Below are 21135 nucleotides of genomic sequence, written 5' to 3'. Positions count from 1 at the left end.
AAGCTATGGCGCAAGAGCATAAGTCGATGTTGACTTATCGTAAGGAGGAGTGGGATGGACACTAGCTGCACCAGGTATCACCTATGGTCATACTTGATGCAAGATACTCTAGGGGGCTAATCCTTGATGAAAACTCGCCGGGCGCTGAAGCTAGACAATTATCAAAGCCTAAACTATTTATTTTATAAGTTGAATGAGCTGGAATTTATAGCTTTCCAATTGTTAATCCAATAACCGGAAGGGCTGTCTCTCGGGAGGCAGCTTTTCCTTTAAATGATTAAAATTCTATAATTTGCTCATTATCATTTTTTTATTAAGGCTCTTTTATAAAAGATTGCAGCAAATTGCAGAAACTGTGAGCAAAAATAGCGAGACTCCTCGGAAAGCGAGTCTATTTTTGTTTTTATAAATAACAAAGTTTTATGAAAAGCGCCTTGTTATTAAATACGAAAGAAGGTTTACTTTATGAAAATGTCAGTAGTTTCTAAGGAGTATCAGGAGTTAAACAAAGAAATTTTTGCACTTCAGGAAGGATGGAAATCGATGCTTGCGCCCGAGGCGGTTCAGGTTAAAATAGAATCAAACACCATTGTGTTGGGTATTCCTATGGTTTCCTTTATGTCTTTTGATTTAAATATTCCACTATATTTACAGTGGATAGAAGAATTACAAACTCTGTTGGTGAAAAACCAGGAAAATCTTGCAGGGAAGATGGGGTCCGTTAACGAAGTAATGAATGAGGAAATCACTTTAAGGTGGTTTGAGGAAGCAATTTCTGTTAATCAGCCGTACTTTGCAAGCTTTGCTTCAGAAAATGGGATCGACGAATGGATTCCGCAGTTCCTTGCTGAAACTGCCCTCAGGCCTTACCTTCAGCTTGCAGCTGAGAAAGCACAGCCTTATATTACTGCTAAAAAAGCAGGTTCGGGATGCCCTGTTTGCGGAGAACCGGCTAGATTCGCACAGCTCGAAGAGGAAGGCAAAAAGGTTGTTCATTGTCCGCGCTGTCTTGCACACTGGAACGAAAAGCGTCTAACCTGTTCCCATTGCGGAAACGAAAACCATGAGACAATAAACTTTATCACCATTGAAGGGGATGCAACGGGACAAATTCAAGTATGTGATGAGTGCCATGGCTATACAAAGGTGATTGATTCAAGGCAATTTATTGCAAAACAATCCCCTGCACTTCTAGATTTGAATACCCTTCATCTTGATTTTGTCGCCCAGGAAAATGAGTATTCTCCTGTCGGCGAAAAAAAACTTGCCAATTAAAGAAGGTGGCCTATGCAAGCAGGAGCAATTATTTTATCAGGCGGAAAGTCCAGCCGAATGGGGACAAATAAGGCCCTTTTGAAATTTGATGAAAAAACGAATATCCAAAGGATATATGAGGAATTGAAGAAGTTTACGGAGGATATTATCCTTGTAACCAATGATTCTGAAAGCTATGGTTTTTTAAAAATAAAAATGACTGCCGATCATTTTCCGGGCCAGGGCCCTCTTGCGGGTATCCACGCGGGCCTGCTGGCTTCCCCTTTTGAGGTAAATATTGTGGCAGCCTGTGATATGCCCTTTATTTCTTCAGAGGTTGCAAAAACCATGGCGGAAAGGCTGGGGGATTATGATGCTGCTATTCCCGTCATTAATGGAAAACAGCAGCCTCTGTTTGCGGCTTTTCGGAAAGGGATCATCCCCGATATCCAACAGTGCCTTGAAAATGATGAGCTTAGAATGAAGCATCTTTTTAATAGATTAAATGTCTGCTATCTGACCGAAAAGGACCTTCTTCTTGATGAGGATAGTCTTGAGCGTGTTTTCTTTAATATGAACCATCCAGAGGAATATGAAGAAGCCAAAAAGAAATTGAAAGAATAAAAGGACCTAATAGAACTATACCAACGAGTTCCGGCAAAGAGAGGGATTACGGCCATGCAATTTTTTAAAGTCAAAACGGTCGAGGAGACCATTGCGCTAATTGATGAAAAAGTAGAAAAGGCGGGCATTATGGAGATCCGTTCTCTTGAGGATGCTCTTCATTATGTTCTGGCGGAACCAGTAACAGCAGAAGAAAATGTGCCGGGATTTGACCGTTCCACCGTTGATGGTTATGCCGTAAAGGCTGCAGATACGTATGGTTCTTCTGAATCAATGCCTGGCTTTTTAACGATGACCGGTGAAGTCAGAATGGGCGAAAATGCTGAAGCACCTGTAGGCCATGGTGAAGCCATTTATGTTCCAACGGGTGGAATGATGCCTCCAGGCAGTGATAGCGTCATAATGATTGAGCATGTTGAGGAGATTGCAGGGCTATTAAATACCTACAGGCAGATAGCGCCAGGGGAAAACGTAATCCGCGCAGGTGAAGACATTAGGGAAGGTGAAATCCTTCTGGAAGAAGGCATAAGACTTCGCCCTCAGGAAATGGGCGCGCTGGCAGCAGTCGGAATATCGGATGTAAAGGTATATAGAAAACTCAAATTAGGTTACTTATCCTCTGGAGATGAAATCGTTCCATATCAGACTGAAAAACTTGAAATCGGACAAATTCGGGATATTAACTATTTAACCATTTCAGGGCTCGCTCGTGAATGGAATATGGATGTTATTTATGGTGGAATTGTCAGCGATCATTTCGAGGTTTTTTCAAAAAAAGCTAGAGAGCTATACGACCAGGTGGACTGCTTAATTCTTTCCGGCGGAAGTTCGGTAGGAGCAAAGGATTTTACAACTGAAGTCATTCAGTCGCTCGGAGACCCGGGAGTATTCGTTCATGGGATATCGATTAAGCCTGGAAAACCCACGATCTTGTCCATGGCAAATCGTAAACCTGTTATTGGTTTGCCTGGTCATCCTGCTTCGGCCATGATTATTTTTCGCTTATTCGGGGAGAGGGTTTTAAGAAGGCTTTCTGGGGAGCGGTATGAAAAGAAGCCTGAGCGTATTTTTGCAAAAATCACGAAAAACATCCCGTCTTCACCCGGACGTTCTGATTATATCAGGGTGAGACTTTTTGAGCGGGATGGAGAATGGTGGGCTGAGCCGATTATTGGGAAATCCGGGCTTATTACAACATTAGTAAAAAGCGACGGCATTGTAGAGATCGGTTCTGAAAAAGAAGGTATTTTACAGGGAGAATACGTCCCTGTTATTCCATCAAGATGAGGGGGATACAGCATGGACACTAAAAGATATAGACGCAAAATTTATTTGGAGGACAAGCCCCGTGAGGATGCGAAGAATGAACTGCTCCAGGCCTTCAACTTGCCTCGTAAATCAGAAATAATTACCGTTCCGGAGGCGCTTGGGCGCGTTACGTCTGAACCCATTTTCGCGAAAAGCTCCATGCCACATTACCATGCATCCGCCATGGATGGAATAGCCGTAAGGGCTGAGGATACCTACACTGCACATGAGCAAAACCCTTTGTTTTTACAGGAGGGCGAGCAATTTACTTATGTGGATACCGGAAATGCAATCCCAGGCCGCTTTAACGCTGTCATTATGATTGAGCATGTTAATGTAATGGATGAAAATACGATAGAGATTATCGAGCCTGCGACTCCATGGCAGCATATAAGGCCAATTGGTGAGGATGTTGTCCAGGAGGAAATGCTTTTTCCTCAGGGCCATATTTTGAGGCCAGCTGATCTTGGCGTCCTTCTGGCTTCGCAAATAAAAGCAGTGCCAGTTGTAAAAAAACCAATCGTTTCCATTATCCCTACAGGAAATGAACTGGTACAAGCGGATGAGGATTTATCATTAGGCCGAATTATCGAGTTTAATGGAACAGTTTTCTCTGGATTTATAAAGGAATGGGGCGGTGAGCCCGTCCTGCATCCTATTGTAAAAGATGAGCCTGAAAAAATTAGGGAAGCACTCGTAAATGCGGCGGAGGGTTCCGATATTGTGGTTATTAATGCCGGCTCCTCTGCTGGTTCAAAGGATTATACGGTCCACATTATTGGTGAGATAGGCACAGTATTTACACATGGGGTCGCGGCACGGCCTGGAAAACCAGTTATTTTGGGACAAATCAACGATAAGGTTATTGTTGGTGTGCCCGGATATCCAGTCTCCGCTTACCTTGCACTAGAATGGTTTGTAAGGCCTTTGATTTGTAAATACTTGCAGATACCAGAGCCCAAAAGGCAAAGGATTTCTGTAAAACTCGGACGCCGAATAGTGTCATTAATGGGTGCAGAAGACTTTGTCAGAATGAATATTGGCTATGTTAATGGAGAATTTGTGGCAAATCCGCTGACTAGGGCTGCAGGTGTTACGATGTCCTACGTGCGTGCCGACGGCTTATTGATTGTACCTCCCAATGTGGTTGGTTATGAGCAGGGGGAAATGGCAGAAGTAGAGCTTTTCAGGCCGCTTGAAGAAATTCAAAATGCTATTGTATTCAGTGGCAGCCATGATCTGACGATTGACCTGCTGTCATCCTTTATTAAACAAAAGCGCCATGATATGAAAATTGTTTCTTCTCATGTGGGAAGTATGGCGGGAATTATGGCTATTCGCAAAGGAGAAGCACATGTGGCCGGCATTCATTTGCTTGACCCGGAGACGAAGCAATATAATACTTCATATGTAAATAAATTGTTGGCAGGAATGGACGTCATTCTCTATCCTTTCCTAAAAAGGAAACAGGGCTGGATGATTCCGCAGGGAAATCCTCTGGAAATTGAAGGGGTTGCTGATCTAGTTAACCAGGACGCCCATTTCGTTAATCGTCAAAAAGGGGCAGGCACCAGAATTCTGTTTGATCTCCTCTTAAAAGAGGCAGGGCTTTCACCTGAGCAGGTCTCCGGTTACAGCAGGGAAATGTTTTCCCATCTGGCAGTGGCTGCTGAAGTAAAAGGGGATAATCGGGCAGCTGGACTGGGTATTTATCCTGCAGCCAAAGCAATGGGCTTATCATTTGTTCCCGTTGCCGATGAAGAGTATGATTTAGTCATGACTAAGGAATTTTATTTGAGTGAAAAGGGTAACGAGTTAATGGCTGCCATTCAATCGCCAGAATTCAGGAAGGCTGTAGAAAATATTGGCGGTTATGAAGTTGTTGAGAAGCCTGTGCTGAAAATTCCGCTGCAGGTATAATAAAGGGTGGGATTGTGTATGAACTTTGAAATTTCGAAAGAGCCAATCAATATCCAGTCCGTAATTGATAAGGTCATCCAGCGTGAAGCAGGAGCAATTACAACCTTTATCGGAACGGTAAGAGAATTGACATACGGAAAGAAAACATTATTTTTGGAATATCAGGCCTATGAGGCAATGGCCGTTAAAAAGCTTGAGCAAATTGGCCGTGAAATAGAAGAAAGATGGCCGGGGGCAAAGTCTGCGATTACCCATAGGGTAGGCCGGCTTGATATTACCGATGTTGCAGTGGTGATTGCCGTTTCCACTCCACACCGCGCTGATGCTTATGATGCTAACCGCCATGCAATTGAAAGAATAAAAGAGATTGTCCCTATCTGGAAAAAAGAGCATTGGGAAGACGGAGAAGAATGGATTGGCAACCAGAAGGAAACATTGGCTTACCCGGGCGGAAAGCCGGAGGGGAAGGATCTGAATGAATAAAATTATGTTTTTTGCTCATCTAAGGGATGCAGCAGGAGAATTTATTAATATGGAAGCTGCAGGAAAAACTGTTGCCCAATTAAAGGCTGAGGTAGCGGAAAAGTACAGCCTTCAAAATATAGAAACGGTCATGACAGCAATCAATGAAGAGTTTGCTGGAAACGAAGAGATTATCCAGGATGGCGATGTGATCGCCTTCATTCCTCCCGTCAGTGGGGGATGAAACGGTAAAGGAGGCGGAACAGCTTGATGGATAACCGCTATTCCAGACAGATTCTTTTTCCGGGCATCGGTAAAGAAGGGCAGGAAAAAATCAGATCGAAGCATGTGCTGATTATTGGTGCCGGGGCACTTGGATCTGGAAATGCTGAAGTTCTTGCCAGAGCCGGAACGGGAAAAATAACGATCATCGACAGAGACTATGTTGAAGCCAGCAATCTTCAGCGTCAGCAGCTTTACACGGAAGAGGATGTAGCTGAGAAACTTCCAAAGGCAGCAGCGGCGGAAAAGCGGTTAAAGGCGATTAACTCGGATGTTGAAGTAGCAGCCATCATTGGAGATGCAACCCCTGAATTTCTGGAGGAGCTAATCCAGGGTGTTGATCTGATTGTGGATGCCACCGATAATTTTGAAACAAGAATGGCAATGAATGACGTCTCGCAAAAATATAACGTTCCTTGGATTTACGGGGCTTGTGTGGGCAGTTACGGTATGAGTTTTACGATTATCCCAGGCAAAACGCCATGCCTTAACTGCTTATTGAGATCAATTCCTCTGCAGGGATTAACCTGTGATACCGGTGGAATAATAGGGCCAGCTGTCCAGATGGTGATTGCCCATCAAACTGCTGAGTCTTTGAAAATATTGGCGGAAGACTGGGAGGCTGTCCGGACAGCCTTTGTCAGCTTTGATTTATGGAGAAATGAATACTCAAGTATAAAAATGAGCCGGGCTAAATATGAGGGCTGTCTATCATGTGGGGAAAACCGGACGTATCCTTATCTTGAGGCTGAAAATATGATGAAGACTACTGTATTATGCGGCAGGGATACCGTTCAAATCAGGCCATCAGTTCAAGGAGAGATTCCATTAAAGGAGCTGGCTGGCCAGCTTTCTTCACTCGGTTACGAGGTGAAAGGAAACCCTTATTTGATATCAGTTGATCTGGCAGATAGCGGAGAGCGCATGGTTATTTTTAAAGATGGCCGAGCACTAGTCCATGGCACTAAAGATTTGATCCATGCAAAGTCTGTCTATCAGCGAATCATGGGCTAAGAAAAGCGGAGGCCCTGGAGCAGACAATTTAAAAGGTAGTACTTTATTTGCTTACCGATCAGTAAAAAACCCGTACCTTCATTGGGTACGGGTTTATTGCTTTAAATTTGGATAACTGTCCAGTGTTGAGCTGGATTGCTCTTTTCTATTCCTTGGCTGCAACTAGTACAAGGCGGCCGTTATCTAGCTCTTTTTCGTAAGTATCAGCTTCCTGCTGACTTAAGCCAAGGGCCTCAAATTGGGAACGAAGCTCGTCACCGCGCTTTTTAAACATATTTCCAATAGAATTCATTAATCCCTGATCACCGATGCCCATTTCAGCTGTTTGCAGTTCTTTAGTCAAATCCTCTTCACGTTTTTCGTAGTGGGCAAACAGATGGATATCGTCCTTCTGGTAGCCTGCAGCCTGCAGTGATTGAATCTTCTCAAGTGCGTGTACTCCATTTTCTACTACTTCTACTTTTGGCATAATAAATTCCTCCTTTAGATTGGTAGATAAGTATACGGAAGTTAAAGCGTTAGCTTCCCTTCGGACACTTTTTATATAACCTTTCTAGGGCTGAATAAACATTATGATTTAAAATATATAGCTTATTATTTGATGTAATCTAGTTGAAACGGGGAATAGAAAAATAGAAAGGAGAGGGTGCAATGAAAGAACAAATAGGAAATCAATGGGGTGACCTTCTGGCAGAGGAATTTGAAAAAGAATATTTTAAGCGTTTAATGGACTTTGTTGAAGAGGAATACGAAAATCGTACCGTGTATCCGGGCAGGGATGATATTTTTAATGCCCTAATGTTTACTGATTTTTCAGATGTTAAAGCCGTTATATTGGGCCAGGATCCATATCACGGGCCTAATCAGGCACACGGGTTAAGCTTTTCGGTAAAACCAGAGGTTGATATTCCTCCTTCTTTAAAAAATATCTATAAGGAATTAAGGAATGATACAGGATCACACATCCCTGACCATGGCTATTTGGTCAGCTGGGCAGAACAAGGCGTGATGCTTCTAAATACGGTCCTTACAGTCCGTGCCGGGGAAGCGAATTCTCATCGGGGAAAAGGGTGGGAAACCTTTACTGACAGAGTAATTTCTTTGTTAAATGAGCGGGAAGCGCCTGTAGTATTTATCCTCTGGGGAAAGCCTGCTCAAAGCAAGCTATCCATTATCGATACAAATAAACATTCGGTCATAAAGTCACCTCATCCAAGCCCATTGTCGGCGAGACGCGGCTTTTTTGGTAGCAAACCTTTTTCAAAAACAAATGACTTTTTACAACATCTGGGGCAGGAGCCTATCGATTGGTCGATTCCAAGTCTGTAAGTTCGAGAGAAAATGGGTTCACCATACCATTTGGTTGATGCCTTAGTCTGGATTCATGCTCAAAAGCTATGCCCTTTATTCGGTTGATAATATAACTGACGAAGCCTTCATTTTCCTGTCCGTTGTGCGATCAGAACTTTTGTGAAAAAATTTGATTTAGCCAGGAATTGACATGTTCCACGTGAAACCTGTCGAAAGCAGCAAGCTATCCTAAGAAGAGGATAGCTTTTGTTTTTCTATCATTATCATATTATAATCAGTAAAGAGTAAGTCCTGATGGAGGGAATTCATTTGAATATATCTTTTCAAAAGCTTTTGACAAAAATGGAGGAAGAACTGCGGGAAGCGAGAAAAAGCTCGAACGAAAGTGCTGTACGCGAAAAAATTTACTCTATTAAAATATTGTGCGAGCTGCTGCTCGAGCAGGAAAAGGGAAGCAGCCAGGGCGAGTACTCAGTTCCAGCTCCGCAGCCTATACTACAAATACAGCCCGCATTCTCTCAGCCTGTCCAAATTAATCAGCCGAAAAAATTGGATGAAGGCGATGCCAACGGAGATTCATTATTTGACTTTTAATTAGAAAAAAAGCATGGAAGAAGGGAAAAAAATGAAATTATTTATTATTATTGGAGCGATCAATGCCTTTTTAGCGGTTGCCTTAGGCGCATTTGGTGCACATGGCCTTGCTGATAAGCTGGAGCCGAAGTACCTAGATATCTGGAAAACAGGAGTTACCTATCAAATGTTTCATGCCACTGGCCTTATGATCGTGGCAATCCTTCTCGGAAGAATTCCTTCCAGCGCGTTATTTTCCTGGTCTGGGTGGCTGATGCTTATTGGAATCATCCTTTTTAGCGGAAGCCTGTATGCTTTGAGCCTGACAAAGGTTGGTATTCTTGGTGCTATAACTCCTCTTGGGGGAGTGGCATTCTTAGCAGCATGGATTCTAATGATTGTAGGTGCAGTAAAAAATTTATAAAAACAAAAAAGGAGCAAATTTTGCTCCTTTTTTTGTGTTGGTAAAGGAATTCATCTTGGCGGATATGTTCCTAGAGAAGGTCCGCCGCCAAATGGATATTCGTACTCCACTTCTTCATCGAAAGTGACATAATCCAGATGAACCATTGGAATGAGGTAACGCTGTCCGGTTTGAGGGTCACTTAAAATTAAATGATCACGCCCTGCAGCTTCGATAATTCCTTTGAAAATTTTAGCATTCCATTCCTTGTTGTTTTCAAAGGTAGTATAAACAGTAACAAGCTTTCCTTTGTTAAGCCTCAGTATATTTTCGATGTAGGACTGCTCAATCGGAAGCATTCCGGGAACCTGCTGTCCGGTGGGCATAGGACTTTTAACGTTGGCTACCATCCCATTCATGCCGCCCATTCCAGCCATGCCGCCCATTCCAGCCATGCTGCCTCCTTGAGGCATCATTGGCATACTCCCTGCCGCCTGGCCTTGGCCGCCATACGCAGCCTGTTGTCCGGCCCCAGTGTAGGGCTGATAAGTCTGCCCCTGGGTTTGTGGATTGTAATATGGATTCATTTTTCCCCCTCCTATAAATTCGCTTGAGCTTTTCAAGCAATTGATATTGGTGTTACAAGAAAGGCTTTTTATTTTTCACCTCGCTCTTTCGGTGTTTTCTTATTTGAAGCGATGGAAAAATAACAAAAGCAAGCAATTTTGCATAAGACTCACTGTTTCAATAATATGAAGGGGAGGAGGGAAATATGACAATCAGCATTAATAAGTGGGCTTTTTAAAAAGAAAAAACTCCCGGATATATCCGGGAGTCTGTCTATTATACGTGAAGGAAGTTTGGAATACGTTCCTCTGCAAGAAGATTTCCTACAAAGAAAGCACCGAATTCACCATAACGGGCGCTCACTTCATCAAAACGCATTTCATAAACTAATTTTTTGAACTGAAGAACTTCATCTGCGAAGAGAGTAACTCCCCATTCATAATCATCAAAGCCAACAGAGCCGGTAATGATTTGTTTTACAATGCCTGCATATTTGCGGCCAATCATTCCGTGGCTGCGCATCATAGCGCGACGGTCTTCCATAGGAAGCATGTACCAGTTATCATTGCCCTGGCGGCGTTTGTCCATTGGATAGAAGCAAACATGCTTTGATTTTGGAAGAGTCGGATAAAGACGTGTCAAAATTTGAGGATTCTGGTAAGGGTCCTCACCTGCAGGGAGATAGTTGCTAAGCTCTACTACAGATACATAGGAATGAGCCGGTATAGTAAATTCGGCAAATTTTGTTTTATTAAATTCTGTTTCAATTTCATTTAATTCTTCCATAGTAGGGCGAAGGATCATCATCATGAAATCTGCTTTTTGTCCTACGATAGTATATAAAGCATGGCTGCCTTCTTTTCTGTCCTGTACCGCATTCCACTTTTCAACAAGGCCAAGGTACTCGTGTATAGCGGCCTGGCGCTCATCGCTTGAAAGCATCTTCCAAGTAGTCCAGTCTACAGTTCGGAAATCATGCAGACAGTACCAGCCGTCCAGTGTTTGGGCTGCTTCACTCATCTAAATCACTCCTATTAAATTCTGCCATTTTACATTGATTACTATATCATAGTTTCTCCCACACATATATGAATAAAACGCTTTTCCTGGAAGAATTTCCGTTTAAAATAGTATGAAAGAGGTTATTTTGAAAAAAGATAAAGAGCGTGAAAGATCGAATTTTATACAGAATGTTTAGAATACAAAAATATTCACAGTTGAAAACGCTGTCTTCTTGTATTTTGAAAAAGGTAAAGTATGCTAAAAGTGTAGATAATGAAGGAGGAAAAGCAGTGAGCGATTTATTTGAAGGATTAAAGCATAGGATCACCGGAAACAATTTAAAAATTGTTTTTCCGGAGGGTATTGATGAGCGGATTTTAAAAGCAGCAGGCCGTCTGGCAGCAGAAAGGATCCTGACTCCTATTTTAATTGGTAATATTGAAGAGATTCAGACGAAAGCAGATAATCTTGGTGTTTCTCTTGATGCAGCCGAGATTTATGACCCGGCAAATTTTGCTATGATGGATGAACTGGTTGCTTCTTTTGTGGAGCGCAGAAAAGGAAAAGCAACCGAAGAGGATGCAAGACGCATTTTACTAGATGGCAACTATTTTGGCAATATGCTTGTTTATTTAAACAAAGCAGATGGCCTTGTCAGCGGTGCTGCTCATTCAACTGCTGATACTGTACGCCCTGCCCTGCAGATTATCAAAACAAAAGAGGGAATTAATAAAACTTCCGGCGTGTTTATTATGGTTCGTGAAGAAGAAAAGTATGTGTTTGCAGACTGTGCAATCAACATTGCTCCTGACAGCCAGGACCTTGCTGAAATTGCGATTGAAAGTGCAAAAACTGCCCAAATGTTTGATATTGAGCCAAGAGTGGCCATGCTAAGCTTCTCAACTAAGGGTTCTGCTAAATCACCTGAAACTGCAAAAGTGGCAGAAGCAGTTAGCGAAGCCCAGCGCCTGGATCCATTATTAATCCTTGATGGTGAATTCCAGTTTGACGCAGCATTTGTTCCTTCCGTTGCTGAGAAAAAAGCTCCTAATTCTGTCCTTCAAGGAAATGCCAATGTTTTTGTTTTCCCAAGCCTAGAGGCTGGCAACATTGGCTACAAAATTGCCCAGCGACTTGGTAACTTTGAAGCGGTTGGCCCGATTTTACAAGGTTTGAACCGCCCAGTAAACGACCTTTCACGCGGCTGCAATGAAGAAGATGTATACAAGCTATCATTGATCACTGCTGCGCAGGCTTTACAGCAATAATACGCCGCTATTTCTAAGAAGAGTTTCCTTTATGGAAGCTCTTTTTTCTAATTAAAATTTATATCCATAATTCTGAACTCATTAGCTTTTTCGAGAACCTGCTGTTTTGAGCGTGATAAGAAAAACGAGAGCATCAGCCTAAAGGAGTGGGCAAATAACGAGCTTTTCCAATGCCTCTGAGCTGGAGCCACGGACGGCGGCAGTTAAAATGCAGCTTTGGGATATGCTATAATAGACCAATGATATTGTGAAAAAAGGAGCAAGAAAAATGAATGAGGGGCTGAATTTGTTAGTCCAGCCACAATGGCGGATCATTGACCAGTCTGCTGCAGGGGTTCTTTTTAGCGCGCTGCAGTCCTTTGGGCTGGATGATACCTTATGTGCCTCTGTTGGCTCAGGAAACGCACCTGCCACTGCAAGAACTTGGGTTCACCACAACACAGTTGTTTTGGGGATTCAGGATACAAATCTGCCGTTTCTTCAAGAGGGTATAGATTTTCTGAAGGACCAAGGTTACCAGGCTATAGTCCGGAATTCAGGCGGACTGGCAGTAGTATTGGATGAGGGAGTCCTAAACATTTCGCTGATTTTTCCAGAGTCCGAAAAAGGAATAGATATTAACCGTGGCTATGATGCAATGTGGCTATTAATCCAACAGATGTTTTCTGATTTTAATAAAACAATAGAAGCAAAAGAAATTAGGGGATCCTATTGTCCTGGCAGCTATGATTTAAGTATTGGGGACAAAAAGTTTGCAGGAATTTCCCAAAGGAGACTTCGCAGAGGGGTTGCTGTTCAAATCTATCTCTGTGTAAATGGGGGCGGAAGCGCCAGGGCAGAAATGATCCGGCACTTTTATGATATCTCCAGGAGGAACTTGGAGACAAAGTTTTCCTATCCTGAAATTACTCCGGCAGTAATGGCTTCCCTTTCGGAATTGCTGTCTGTGGAAATAACGGTAAGCGATGTAATGCTTCGCCTTTTACAGCAACTTCAAAAGAATAGTGATTTTTTGTTCAATGGCCAATTAAACCCTTATGAACTTGAGCTTTATCCGGGGTATTACCAGCGAATCGTTGAACGGAATGAAAAAGTGGCCGGGGGATGAGCACCCTAGGACCAGCGCATAATGTTCAGGCAGAAACAGAAAATGAATGAAAAAAGCCATGAATCGAATTCGATTCACGGCTTCTTAATCGAGAATGCTGCTGCTTCGGTTTCCTCTCTAAAAATCTTTTTCTTTAAGTATTATTTCTATAACAAATATACCACTCTTGAATTTTAGAAAATTCAGCTTCAACGCCCAGCGAGTCTTTAGCTTAGGGTATCTTGCATCCACTAAGCCAACGTCGAAACGCTTTTCCACGAACGAGTATCTCTGTTGTGCTCATGTAATATTACTTAGTCGGTGCAGCTGCTGTTCAGCTCGTCGCAAAGCTGCAAGTTGCCGATTAAATCGGCGCGTAAACTATGGAAATCCGCTCGTAAGATCCGTAAAGTAGAAGTAATCGCGATGTCCAACAAGTAGTTGCTTCGCAAAAATTACGTTTACGCTTTTCCCTACTCTGCTACTTTTTCCAGGTTCCCGTTACGGTCCATTTTAAACTTAGTTGCAGGACGTTCTTCTTCTTCAAATAATACTAGTTTTCGCGCGCGATTCATGATTTTCATCAGTGTCTCATAGTCTTCCTGCATTGTAACTGTATTTTGTTCAAGCTCCTGAACCTTGCTGGATAGTTCTTCGGATTGCTTTCTAAGTTCATTGTTTTCACGTTTTAATCTTTCATTCTCAATTTTTAATGCATCGTTTTGATAGCTTGAATAGGTGTAGTTTTGCAGAAAAGTAATAACCGTTTCCATAGTCATTTCTTTTGGCGAAACGCTTGTATAAGAAGGAACCGAAATCGCTTTAGCTACAGGAATTTCTTTAGGGGTAAGCATCTCTTCTGCAGCCTCTAAAGACATTTCCATTGGGAAGACAGCATCCAGTTCTTCTTCTTCTCCTTCATCATGAACCTGTGGAACGTGCTCAATTACTGTTTCTGCCACATTAAGAGGGGGAGTGTAAAGCAATTTCTTTTTGCCGCCTTGTTCTTTTCCTAGAATTCTTTGTCTTTGCTTACGCTGCTTTTTTGCTAGCTGCAGTGCCTTTTCATAACGGTGCCGGACTACGGCATTCCAGCGGAATCCGCATGCTGCAGACGTTCGATTGAGCTTATCTCCTACCTCTTCAAATGCATTAAGCTGGGTGCTTCCTTCACGTACATGTCTTAATACTGTTTCTGCTAAAAGTAAATCATCTTCGTCTGTCCATGCGTCCTGGCGTATTTTCATAAACTTTCATCTCCCTTAATTATATACTGTTTAATATCGTCAGTTTTGTATCTGGCGAATGTAACCTTCTAGTTAAAGGATGGACAGTTTTTGGGAGCTTTATACCAAAATAGCAGAAAAATTTAACATTAAAAGTTTGCTATCTACTAAAGTGCTGTTAAAGTTTTCAGCTTGCATTCAAGATAGGGAAACTGTAAAATACAACACGGATAAAGGATTTTAAAATTTTATAGTGGTTATAATATAGGTATAAAAACTGATTCAAATAGATAATACCAGAAAGGATGGGAAAGGAATGTCGAATGAATTTCGTGTTTGCGATGATTGTCAGGCCGTAAACCTAAAGACATTAATCCCTCGCTTAAAAGAGATGGATCCTGATGCGAAAGTTGAGATTGGCTGCCAATCTTACTGCGGACCAGGCCGGAAAAAAACTTTTGCATTTGTAAATAATCGTCCATTAGCGGCTCTTACAGAAGAGGAATTAATGGAAAAAATCGATAAAAAAATAAACAAATAAAATCGCCTTAGATATTATTCTTTGGTGATTTTTTATTTTTTAGCCCTAGTTTCCCCCTGAATGTCGAAAATGGTCGAAATCCCCTGTGGAAATTTGCAGAAATTAGAGTGATTTGACATTAAAATGGGGATATAATAGAAATAAGCTATTTAGGAAGAGGGAATCCAATGGCATATTCGGCTGAAAAGCTTGAGGAAGAGAAGGTATTTAAAGACCCTGTTCATCGGTACATACATGTAAAGGATCGAGTGATTTGGGATTTAATCGGCACAAAGGAATTTCAGCGCCTTAGAAGAATCAGGCAGCTTGGAACAACGTTTTTGACATTTCATGGAGCGGAACACAGCCGTTTTAATCATTCTCTTGGAGTTTACGAGATTGTACGGCGAATAGTGGATGATGTGTTTGCAGGACGTCCCGAGTGGAAAGAGGAAGAGCGGTTATTAACCCTGTGTGCAGCCCTTCTGCATGATCTGGGACATGGCCCGTTTTCCCATTCATTTGAAAAGGTATTCGACCTAGACCATGAGGACTTTACCCAGGCGATTATCATGGGGGAGACAGAAGTAAACAAGGTCTTAACCAGGATCCATAAAAGTTTCCCTAAAAGGGTTGCTGAGGTTATTGCCAAGACATCGGATAATAAGCTGGTGATTAGTTTGATTTCCAGCCAGATTGATGCAGACAGAATGGATTATTTACAGCGTGATGCCTATTTTACAGGTGTCAGCTATGGACACTTTGATATGGAACGCATTTTGCGGGTCATGCGTCCGCAAAAGGATCAGGTAGTCATCAAAAAAAGCGGAATGCATGCCGTGGAAGATTATATTATGAGCCGGTATCAGATGTATTGGCAGGTTTATTTTCATCCGGTTTCCCGTGGCGCTGAGGTAATACTTTCAAAAATACTGCATCGGGCTAAGTACCTCTATAAGCAAAACTACAGCTTTAAACACCAGCCTCAGCATTTTTATTCCTTCTTTAATGACAAGGTAACACTTGAAGACTATTTAAAATTAGATGAATCCATTATTCTCTACTACTTTCAGATGTGGCAGGAAGAAGAGGATGAGATTTTAAGTGACCTTTGCAGCAGGTTTGTTAACCGTAATTTATTTAAATTTACAGAGTTCGATCCTGCAAAGGAATACAAAAAACTTGCCGAACTAAACACATTGTTCATAAAGGCAGGAATTGACCCGGAATACTATCTTGTCGTTGATTCATCCTCTGATCTGCCATATGACTTTTACAGGCCTGGAGAAGAAGGGGAACGGCTTCCAATCCATCTGCTTATGAAAAATGGCGAATTACGTGAGCTTTCAAGGGAATCGGAAGTGGTTGATGCCATCTCAGGGAAGAGAAGGACGGATCATAAGCTGTATTTTCCTGTTGATTTGCTTAAGGACGATTCTTCTAAAAAAAATATAAAGAAACAGATTTGTTCACTGTTGGATATATAGGGAATTAATTGAAGTAGGAGTTGACCATTTTGTTAAAAGACCATGCAAGGGTAATGCATGCTGTAATGGTTTCGGGTGAAATTATCGGCCGAAAGAAGCTGCAGAAAATGATTTATATAGCCAAGAAAATTTCGTTTCCTTTTCAAGAAAGATTTCAGTTTCACTTTTACGGACCATATTCTGAGGAATTAACACTGCGGATGGAAGAGCTTTGCAATATGGGCTTTGTGGCTGAGGTTCGGGAGAAAAAGGGCGGGTATTTTCAATATCGCTATACACTGACAGACTCGGGGAAAGAGTTTTTAAGTTTAAATACCATTGAAATGCCATTTCTGGAAGACTGCCTGACAGACATGAATTCGCAAAATGCCAGATTTTTAGAACTAGTATCAACGGTTTTATATTTTGATAATCTTTCAAAAGAAGAAGTAATGGATAAAGTATTTACTCTAAAAAGCAGCCAGCGCTATACTGAAGCTGAAATAGAAGAAGCGTATAACTATATAAATTGCTTAAAAGAAAAAGCTAAGCTCCAATAAGGGACTTAGCTTTTGTGTTAACATAAAGGATTAATCTCCATCCCGCTGCTGCCTGCGATAAGCCAACATTGATTCTTGTTTCGGCTTTTCTACTGATCACTTAACCTTTTTCCTGCCACGGCATAATGATTTTTGCTCATTTCTTCAATAAAAACTACTACTTTGTCCTGAGTTGCACCGGTTGTTTCCACAACAGCCTCAGTTACCTTCTCCACCAGGGCTTTCTTTTGTTCTTCAGTACGGCCTTCCAGCATTTTAACAGTTACGTATGGCATGCAATCTCCTCCTTTAAGGTATCTGTCTGTAGTTTTTCATAACAAGGCCAAAAGTGCAAGGACAGAAGCTGCGGAATTTAGGATTTTCATTTTGATTAGAAATTAATTATACTTAATTAAGCTATAATCAATATAATACATAAAGCTGAGACGGATATATGCCGATGCTTCAGCGTAATAATGAAAACGGAGAAGGAAAGGGAGGTTTTGAGTTGGGCAGTTTATTGGATCATCTTCCTTATTCACTTCATGAGATTCCATATGTGGCACTAACCCTGGTTATAGCTTTTACGGTACATGAGTTTTCACATGCCTTTGTTGCCTATAAATTTGGGGATCCTACTGCGAAAAAGCAGGGCAGACTAACATTAAATCCAGCCAGCCATCTTGATCCCTTTGGGACCCTGCTTATCTTTATTGCAGGTTTTGGCTGGGCAAGGCCTGTACCGGTGAACCGATTCTTTTTTAAAAAGCCAAGGCTTGCGGGAATCCTGGTCAGTGCTGCAGGGCCGGCTAGTAATCTTATCATGGTCTGTATCGCGTTTATTATCTGGTATGGCCTTATGCGAGCAGGAGCGGCGAGCAGCTTGCCATCATTTGTAAAGGAATTTCTTGATCTGTTTATTCAGTTAAACGTGGTTTTATTTATTTTTAATTTGCTGCCATTTCCCCCGCTTGATGGGTACAGAATAGTGGAAGACCTTGTGCCAAGCGATTGGCGTGCAAAGATGACACAGCTGGAATCATACGGGGCATTAATTTTTTTAATTCTTGTTGTTACACCGCTGGACCAATATACGATCCAGCCAATCTTCGGCGTTCTGCTGCCTATTTTAATGAATGGGCTTAATGACTTTTTCTATCAGCTGCTTTTATAGAGCTTTCGATAAATTTATGGGTTTTAGGAGGTATTCAAGATATGGAAGAGAATAAGAAAAAGCTTGCATTTAATATTATAAAAAATGATCCTCTTGATAAGCATAAAGGTTTTGGAAAAGGGGCGCTCAGCCTCGATAATGTATCACCAGTTATCCTTGATGTTGAAGCTGGTGAAGCGGCTATTGATGTGGGGGCCATGCATGCCCGAAGTGTTGTTGAAAAAGGAATTAAATTTCTTCCCTCAAAAGACGAGGTTCCAAATGGAAAACCGTATTGGCTTGTGTGGGTTACCATTGACCGAAATGAAGAAGGGCCTTATTATGCCGGAGTTACAGCCTGTGAGATGACTGTGGACAGGGAAATCCGCCGCGGGTATAAATCGCTGCCAGAGCATGTAAACCGCATGGATAAGTCAATTAAGCGCCATATTATCGTTGATCACATGGATGATAAATCAAAGAAAACTCTAGCAGATTTTCTTCGTCAGCATAATGAGATTTTATGGGAAAACTCTTCTGATGAGCTGAAACAAGGTCTAGCTGCTGAATAAGATTTGAAAATTTGTCGATTTTCCAAATAATTTGCGAAATTGGTGTGTTTAGCACTTGCCGATTTTCCATAAAAAAAGTAAACTAGTTTACAGCGTGGACACACGTAAAACTAGGACACAAAAAACCCCGGCAGAAATGCCGGGGTTTTTTGCTTTGAATACAGAAAAAGGGGTAACTCACTTTTATTGAGTCAACCTCTTTTAAACTTCTGCTAGCTTTTTCTTTCTTATCTAGCCCATCAATTTTAATCATTCCATTGGAAAATCCGTTTATACCATGGAGCTTTTGTATCCTTTGCTTTCTTTACCTTTGATTGTGAACGGTCCAGATGGTCAGTGCAGTATTCAGTAGGAGCGGTACCTGTCAAAAAGTATGTCTTGCGTTTAACAGGGCAATCCTTTGATGCGAGTTTTCCATTTGTCGGATCAATATAGACCCCAACTACACCCTCTTTAGGTGCTTTAAATTTCTTAACCGGCTTATCTGCTAAGGCATCCTCCATAAAATGTGCCCAGATTTTTTTTGCATAGGTTTTTTCAGCTGTAAGTTCAATTGGTTTCCCCTTATCGTAGCCCGCCCAAACGGCTGTAACGAGCTGAGGGGAATAACCTATCATCCAGCTGTCAGTTTCAGTTGAGCCCGACTTTCCAGCATACGGTCGTGTAAGAACATTGCTAATGGTACTCCCGGTAACACTTGCATAGCCGTTCAGCTTTTTATCAAAAATCCCTGTCAGCATTTGTGTCATAACAAAGGCGGTGGCAGGATTTAAAATTTGCAGACTTTCATGAGGCCTTTCGTAAATAACATTTCCGTTATAGTCCTCAACTCTTGTTATAAAAGAAGGCTTTACCTTTTTTCCTCCATTTGCAAGCATACTGTATGCATTGGCCATCTCGATTACACGTACGCCTGAGGTTCCAAGTGCAAGAGAGGGCACTTTGGACATTTTAGAACTGATGCCAAATTTCTTTGCGGTGTTGATTAAGGTTTGCTCGCCCAAAAACAGATGCGTTTTAACTGCGTAAATATTATCTGACAGTGCGAGGGCCTGTGCCATTGTAATATCACCATCGGCATACTTATTATTGAAATTATGCGGGGTGTAATTTCCCTGCCCGCTTTCGAAACGGAAAGTGGTAAATGCACTTCTCATCGTTGTAGAGGGAGTAAATCCCTGCTCCAAAGCCGAATAGTACAAAATTGGCTTTATTGTAGAGCCAGGCTGCCGAATGGCCTGTATTGCCCGGTTGAATGGGCTTTTTTCATAATCCCGTCCGCCAATAAGAGCCTTGACATCGCCATTTTTCGGATTCATGGCAATGAGGCTGGCCTGTATTTCTGAATTGCTTGCAATATAAGATTTAAATTGGTTTTCAGCTGCCTGCTGCTCATCCATATTAAGAGTTGTGTAAACCTTTAGTCCGCCAAGAGCAATGGTCCGTTCATCCAGATGGAGTTCTTTTCTTAGTTCATTTTTAACCGCATCCTGAAAATAAGGAGCTGTCCTTACAAGCTGCTGCGGCCTTTTACCGTTTAACATAACTGATTGTGAAGAAGCTGCTTTAATGTCACTTTTTTTAATATAGTGATTTTGCTCCATAGATTTCAGAACAACTATTTGCCGTTCTTTAGCATTTTTAGGTGATAGTAATGGTGAATAGATACCTGGGCCTTTTGGTATACCAGCAAGCATGGAGGCCTCAGAAAGGGATAATTGGGAAGCATTTTTGCCAAAATAATATTTGCTTGCAGCTTCAATTCCATAAACGTTATGCCCGTAATAAATAGTGTTAATATATCCCTCGAGTATTTCTTTTTTAGAATAGCTCATCTCAAGGCGGATCGTATAAAACGCTTCAAGAAGTTTTCTGGACCAGGTTTTATCATGCTCAAGAAAAAGATTTCTGGCGTATTGCTGGGTAATAGTACTCGCACCCTGAACCTTTGAGAAGGCGGCTACGTCTGCAACAGCAGCGCCGGCAATCCTTTTATAATCAAAACCATGGTGATGGAAAAAATTTTTATCCTCAACAGAAATGGTAGCATCTATTAAATAGGGAGAAACATCCTTAAGGGAAACCCAATAACGTTTTTGGCCGTTATTACTCTCGCCGATTAATGTCCCGTCGTCTGCAAAGTAAAGTGTGGACTGAGGTACAGCAAGAGGGGGTGCACCGAGCATTTTTGCGTAGCCCAGAATGCCCATTAAAAGGACGAGCAGTACTGAGAAGCCTATCAAACTGATAATGATGAAAGCACGAAGATACTTAATAGTTTTTCGAAAATTCTGGTCTGTCATAAGTTCCATATTCCGCTCACCTCACTGCATTTCATATTTGGCCAACCCGCTCTCCTGCTCAAAACCTTTTCTTAACAGTATGAAAAAAAAGGGAAGATTTTAAACATCCCTTCTATGAAAAAAGAATCTTTTTGTTTAAAAAAGTGAGATACGATAATAGACTTTCAGGAGAAACGAAATCTCCGAGTTTTCTTTACTTTTTTGCTAGATTCCTCTATACTTTTTCATGTTTGCATTTAAAGAGTTGGGGAAGTATAAAAAAGAAAGCATGCCTTTGCTGG

At 41.7% G+C, this 21135-nt stretch carries 23 protein-coding genes; 17 read left to right on the top strand and 6 right to left on the bottom strand.

All coding sequences use genetic code 11. From position 1 onward, the window contains the following. The first annotated feature begins 465 nt into the window (after positions 1-465). Genes G8761_RS05935 through G8761_RS05905 form a run of 7 tightly spaced genes read left to right on the top strand, consistent with a single transcriptional unit; the run spans position 466 to position 6864 of the window. Positions 466-1275: a formate dehydrogenase accessory protein FdhE gene (locus G8761_RS05935; protein WP_166024621.1), complete on the top strand. Its 810-nt coding sequence runs from the start codon at positions 466-468 to the stop codon at positions 1273-1275. Between the two features lie 12 nt (positions 1276-1287). Further along, a complete protein-coding gene (gene mobA / locus G8761_RS05930) occupies positions 1288-1878 on the top strand; it encodes a molybdenum cofactor guanylyltransferase (RefSeq protein WP_166024619.1) in 591 nt (196 codons plus the stop codon). Positions 1879-1932: 54 nt separating this feature from the next. Beyond that, the gene (locus G8761_RS05925; protein ID WP_166024617.1) at positions 1933-3165 is read left to right on the top strand and encodes a molybdopterin molybdotransferase MoeA; all 1233 of its coding nucleotides are present in this window, start codon (positions 1933-1935) and stop codon (positions 3163-3165) included. A gap of 12 nt (positions 3166-3177) precedes the next feature. Beyond that, positions 3178-5106: a molybdopterin biosynthesis protein gene (locus G8761_RS05920; RefSeq protein ID WP_166024615.1), complete on the top strand. Its 1929-nt coding sequence runs from the start codon at positions 3178-3180 to the stop codon at positions 5104-5106. A gap of 18 nt (positions 5107-5124) precedes the next feature. After that, on the top strand, positions 5125-5589 hold the full coding sequence (locus G8761_RS05915; RefSeq protein ID WP_166024613.1) for a molybdenum cofactor biosynthesis protein MoaE: 465 nt from the start codon (positions 5125-5127) through the stop codon (positions 5587-5589). Continuing rightward, a complete protein-coding gene (gene moaD / locus G8761_RS05910; protein ID WP_166024611.1) occupies positions 5582-5812 on the top strand; it encodes a molybdopterin converting factor subunit 1 in 231 nt (76 codons plus the stop codon). Before G8761_RS05915 ends, moaD begins: the two co-directional genes overlap by 8 nt. A gap of 26 nt (positions 5813-5838) precedes the next feature. Next, the gene (locus G8761_RS05905) at positions 5839-6864 is read left to right on the top strand and encodes a thiazole biosynthesis adenylyltransferase ThiF (protein WP_166024609.1); all 1026 of its coding nucleotides are present in this window, start codon (positions 5839-5841) and stop codon (positions 6862-6864) included. A 145-nt stretch (positions 6865-7009) separates the two neighbouring features. On the opposite strand, the gene G8761_RS05900 is transcribed toward G8761_RS05905, so the two are convergent. Beyond that, positions 7010-7333, bottom strand: a complete 324-nt coding sequence (locus G8761_RS05900) for a YflT domain-containing protein (protein WP_166024607.1) — start codon at positions 7331-7333, stop codon at positions 7010-7012. A 182-nt stretch (positions 7334-7515) separates the two neighbouring features. Here G8761_RS05900 and G8761_RS05895 point away from each other — a divergent pair, with 182 nt between their 5' ends. From G8761_RS05895 to G8761_RS05885, 3 genes are all read left to right on the top strand, one after another. Further along, positions 7516-8193 (top strand): uracil-DNA glycosylase, encoded by a 678-nt coding sequence (locus G8761_RS05895; protein WP_166024605.1) that lies wholly within the window; start codon positions 7516-7518, stop codon positions 8191-8193. A gap of 291 nt (positions 8194-8484) precedes the next feature. Next, a complete protein-coding gene (locus G8761_RS05890) occupies positions 8485-8769 on the top strand; it encodes a YwdI family protein (protein WP_166024603.1) in 285 nt (94 codons plus the stop codon). Between the two features lie 31 nt (positions 8770-8800). Next, a complete protein-coding gene (locus G8761_RS05885) occupies positions 8801-9172 on the top strand; it encodes a DUF423 domain-containing protein (RefSeq protein WP_166024601.1) in 372 nt (123 codons plus the stop codon). A gap of 50 nt (positions 9173-9222) precedes the next feature. Here G8761_RS05885 and gerQ read toward each other — a convergent pair whose 3' ends face one another. After that, positions 9223-9738 carry a spore coat protein GerQ gene (gene gerQ, locus G8761_RS05880; RefSeq protein WP_243449903.1) on the bottom strand — a complete coding sequence of 172 codons (516 nt, stop codon included), beginning with the start codon at positions 9736-9738 and terminating at the stop codon, positions 9223-9225. Between the two features lie 256 nt (positions 9739-9994). Beyond that, a complete protein-coding gene (gene hemQ, locus G8761_RS05875; protein WP_166024599.1) occupies positions 9995-10738 on the bottom strand; it encodes a hydrogen peroxide-dependent heme synthase in 744 nt (247 codons plus the stop codon). 272 nt (positions 10739-11010) lie between these two features. Between hemQ and pta the strand changes: the two genes are divergently transcribed. Both pta and lipL read left to right on the top strand, forming a co-directional pair. After that, the gene (pta, locus tag G8761_RS05870; RefSeq protein WP_166024597.1) at positions 11011-11988 is read left to right on the top strand and encodes a phosphate acetyltransferase; all 978 of its coding nucleotides are present in this window, start codon (positions 11011-11013) and stop codon (positions 11986-11988) included. Between the two features lie 268 nt (positions 11989-12256). Further along, on the top strand, positions 12257-13096 hold the full coding sequence (lipL, locus tag G8761_RS05865; RefSeq protein WP_166024595.1) for an octanoyl-[GcvH]:protein N-octanoyltransferase: 840 nt from the start codon (positions 12257-12259) through the stop codon (positions 13094-13096). Positions 13097-13548: 452 nt separating this feature from the next. On the opposite strand, the gene G8761_RS05860 is transcribed toward lipL, so the two are convergent. Then, complete coding sequence (locus G8761_RS05860) at positions 13549-14322, bottom strand: RsfA family transcriptional regulator (protein ID WP_166024594.1); 774 nt, start codon at positions 14320-14322, stop codon at positions 13549-13551. Between the two features lie 295 nt (positions 14323-14617). Between G8761_RS05860 and G8761_RS05855 the strand changes: the two genes are divergently transcribed. From G8761_RS05855 to G8761_RS05845, 3 genes are all read left to right on the top strand, one after another. Then, a complete protein-coding gene (locus tag G8761_RS05855; protein WP_166024592.1) occupies positions 14618-14842 on the top strand; it encodes a YuzB family protein in 225 nt (74 codons plus the stop codon). Between the two features lie 167 nt (positions 14843-15009). Continuing rightward, a complete protein-coding gene (locus G8761_RS05850) occupies positions 15010-16308 on the top strand; it encodes an HD domain-containing protein (RefSeq protein WP_166024590.1) in 1299 nt (432 codons plus the stop codon). 29 nt (positions 16309-16337) lie between these two features. Beyond that, positions 16338-16847 carry a YwgA family protein gene (locus G8761_RS05845; RefSeq protein ID WP_166024588.1) on the top strand — a complete coding sequence of 170 codons (510 nt, stop codon included), beginning with the start codon at positions 16338-16340 and terminating at the stop codon, positions 16845-16847. A gap of 89 nt (positions 16848-16936) precedes the next feature. On the opposite strand, the gene G8761_RS05840 is transcribed toward G8761_RS05845, so the two are convergent. Beyond that, the gene (locus G8761_RS05840) at positions 16937-17122 is read right to left on the bottom strand and encodes a 2-hydroxymuconate tautomerase (protein WP_027323513.1); all 186 of its coding nucleotides are present in this window, start codon (positions 17120-17122) and stop codon (positions 16937-16939) included. 224 nt (positions 17123-17346) lie between these two features. Here G8761_RS05840 and G8761_RS05835 point away from each other — a divergent pair, with 224 nt between their 5' ends. After that, positions 17347-18000: a site-2 protease family protein gene (locus tag G8761_RS05835; RefSeq protein ID WP_243449924.1), complete on the top strand. Its 654-nt coding sequence runs from the start codon at positions 17347-17349 to the stop codon at positions 17998-18000. Positions 18001-18041: 41 nt separating this feature from the next. Further along, a complete protein-coding gene (locus G8761_RS05830) occupies positions 18042-18551 on the top strand; it encodes a YwhD family protein (RefSeq protein ID WP_166024584.1) in 510 nt (169 codons plus the stop codon). A gap of 245 nt (positions 18552-18796) precedes the next feature. Here the strand turns inward: G8761_RS05830 and G8761_RS05825 are convergent, their stop codons facing one another. Continuing rightward, positions 18797-20863 carry a transglycosylase domain-containing protein gene (locus G8761_RS05825; protein ID WP_166024582.1) on the bottom strand — a complete coding sequence of 689 codons (2067 nt, stop codon included), beginning with the start codon at positions 20861-20863 and terminating at the stop codon, positions 18797-18799. Positions 20864-21135: the final 272 nt, after the last annotated feature.

Origin of the sequence: Neobacillus terrae (assembly GCF_011393025.1) — a bacterium.
GTDB lineage: Bacteria > Bacillota > Bacilli > Bacillales > Cytobacillaceae > Neobacillus_A > Neobacillus_A terrae.
The sequence above is the reverse complement of the archived record's forward strand: the minus strand, read 5'-3'. Positions and strand labels throughout refer to the sequence as shown.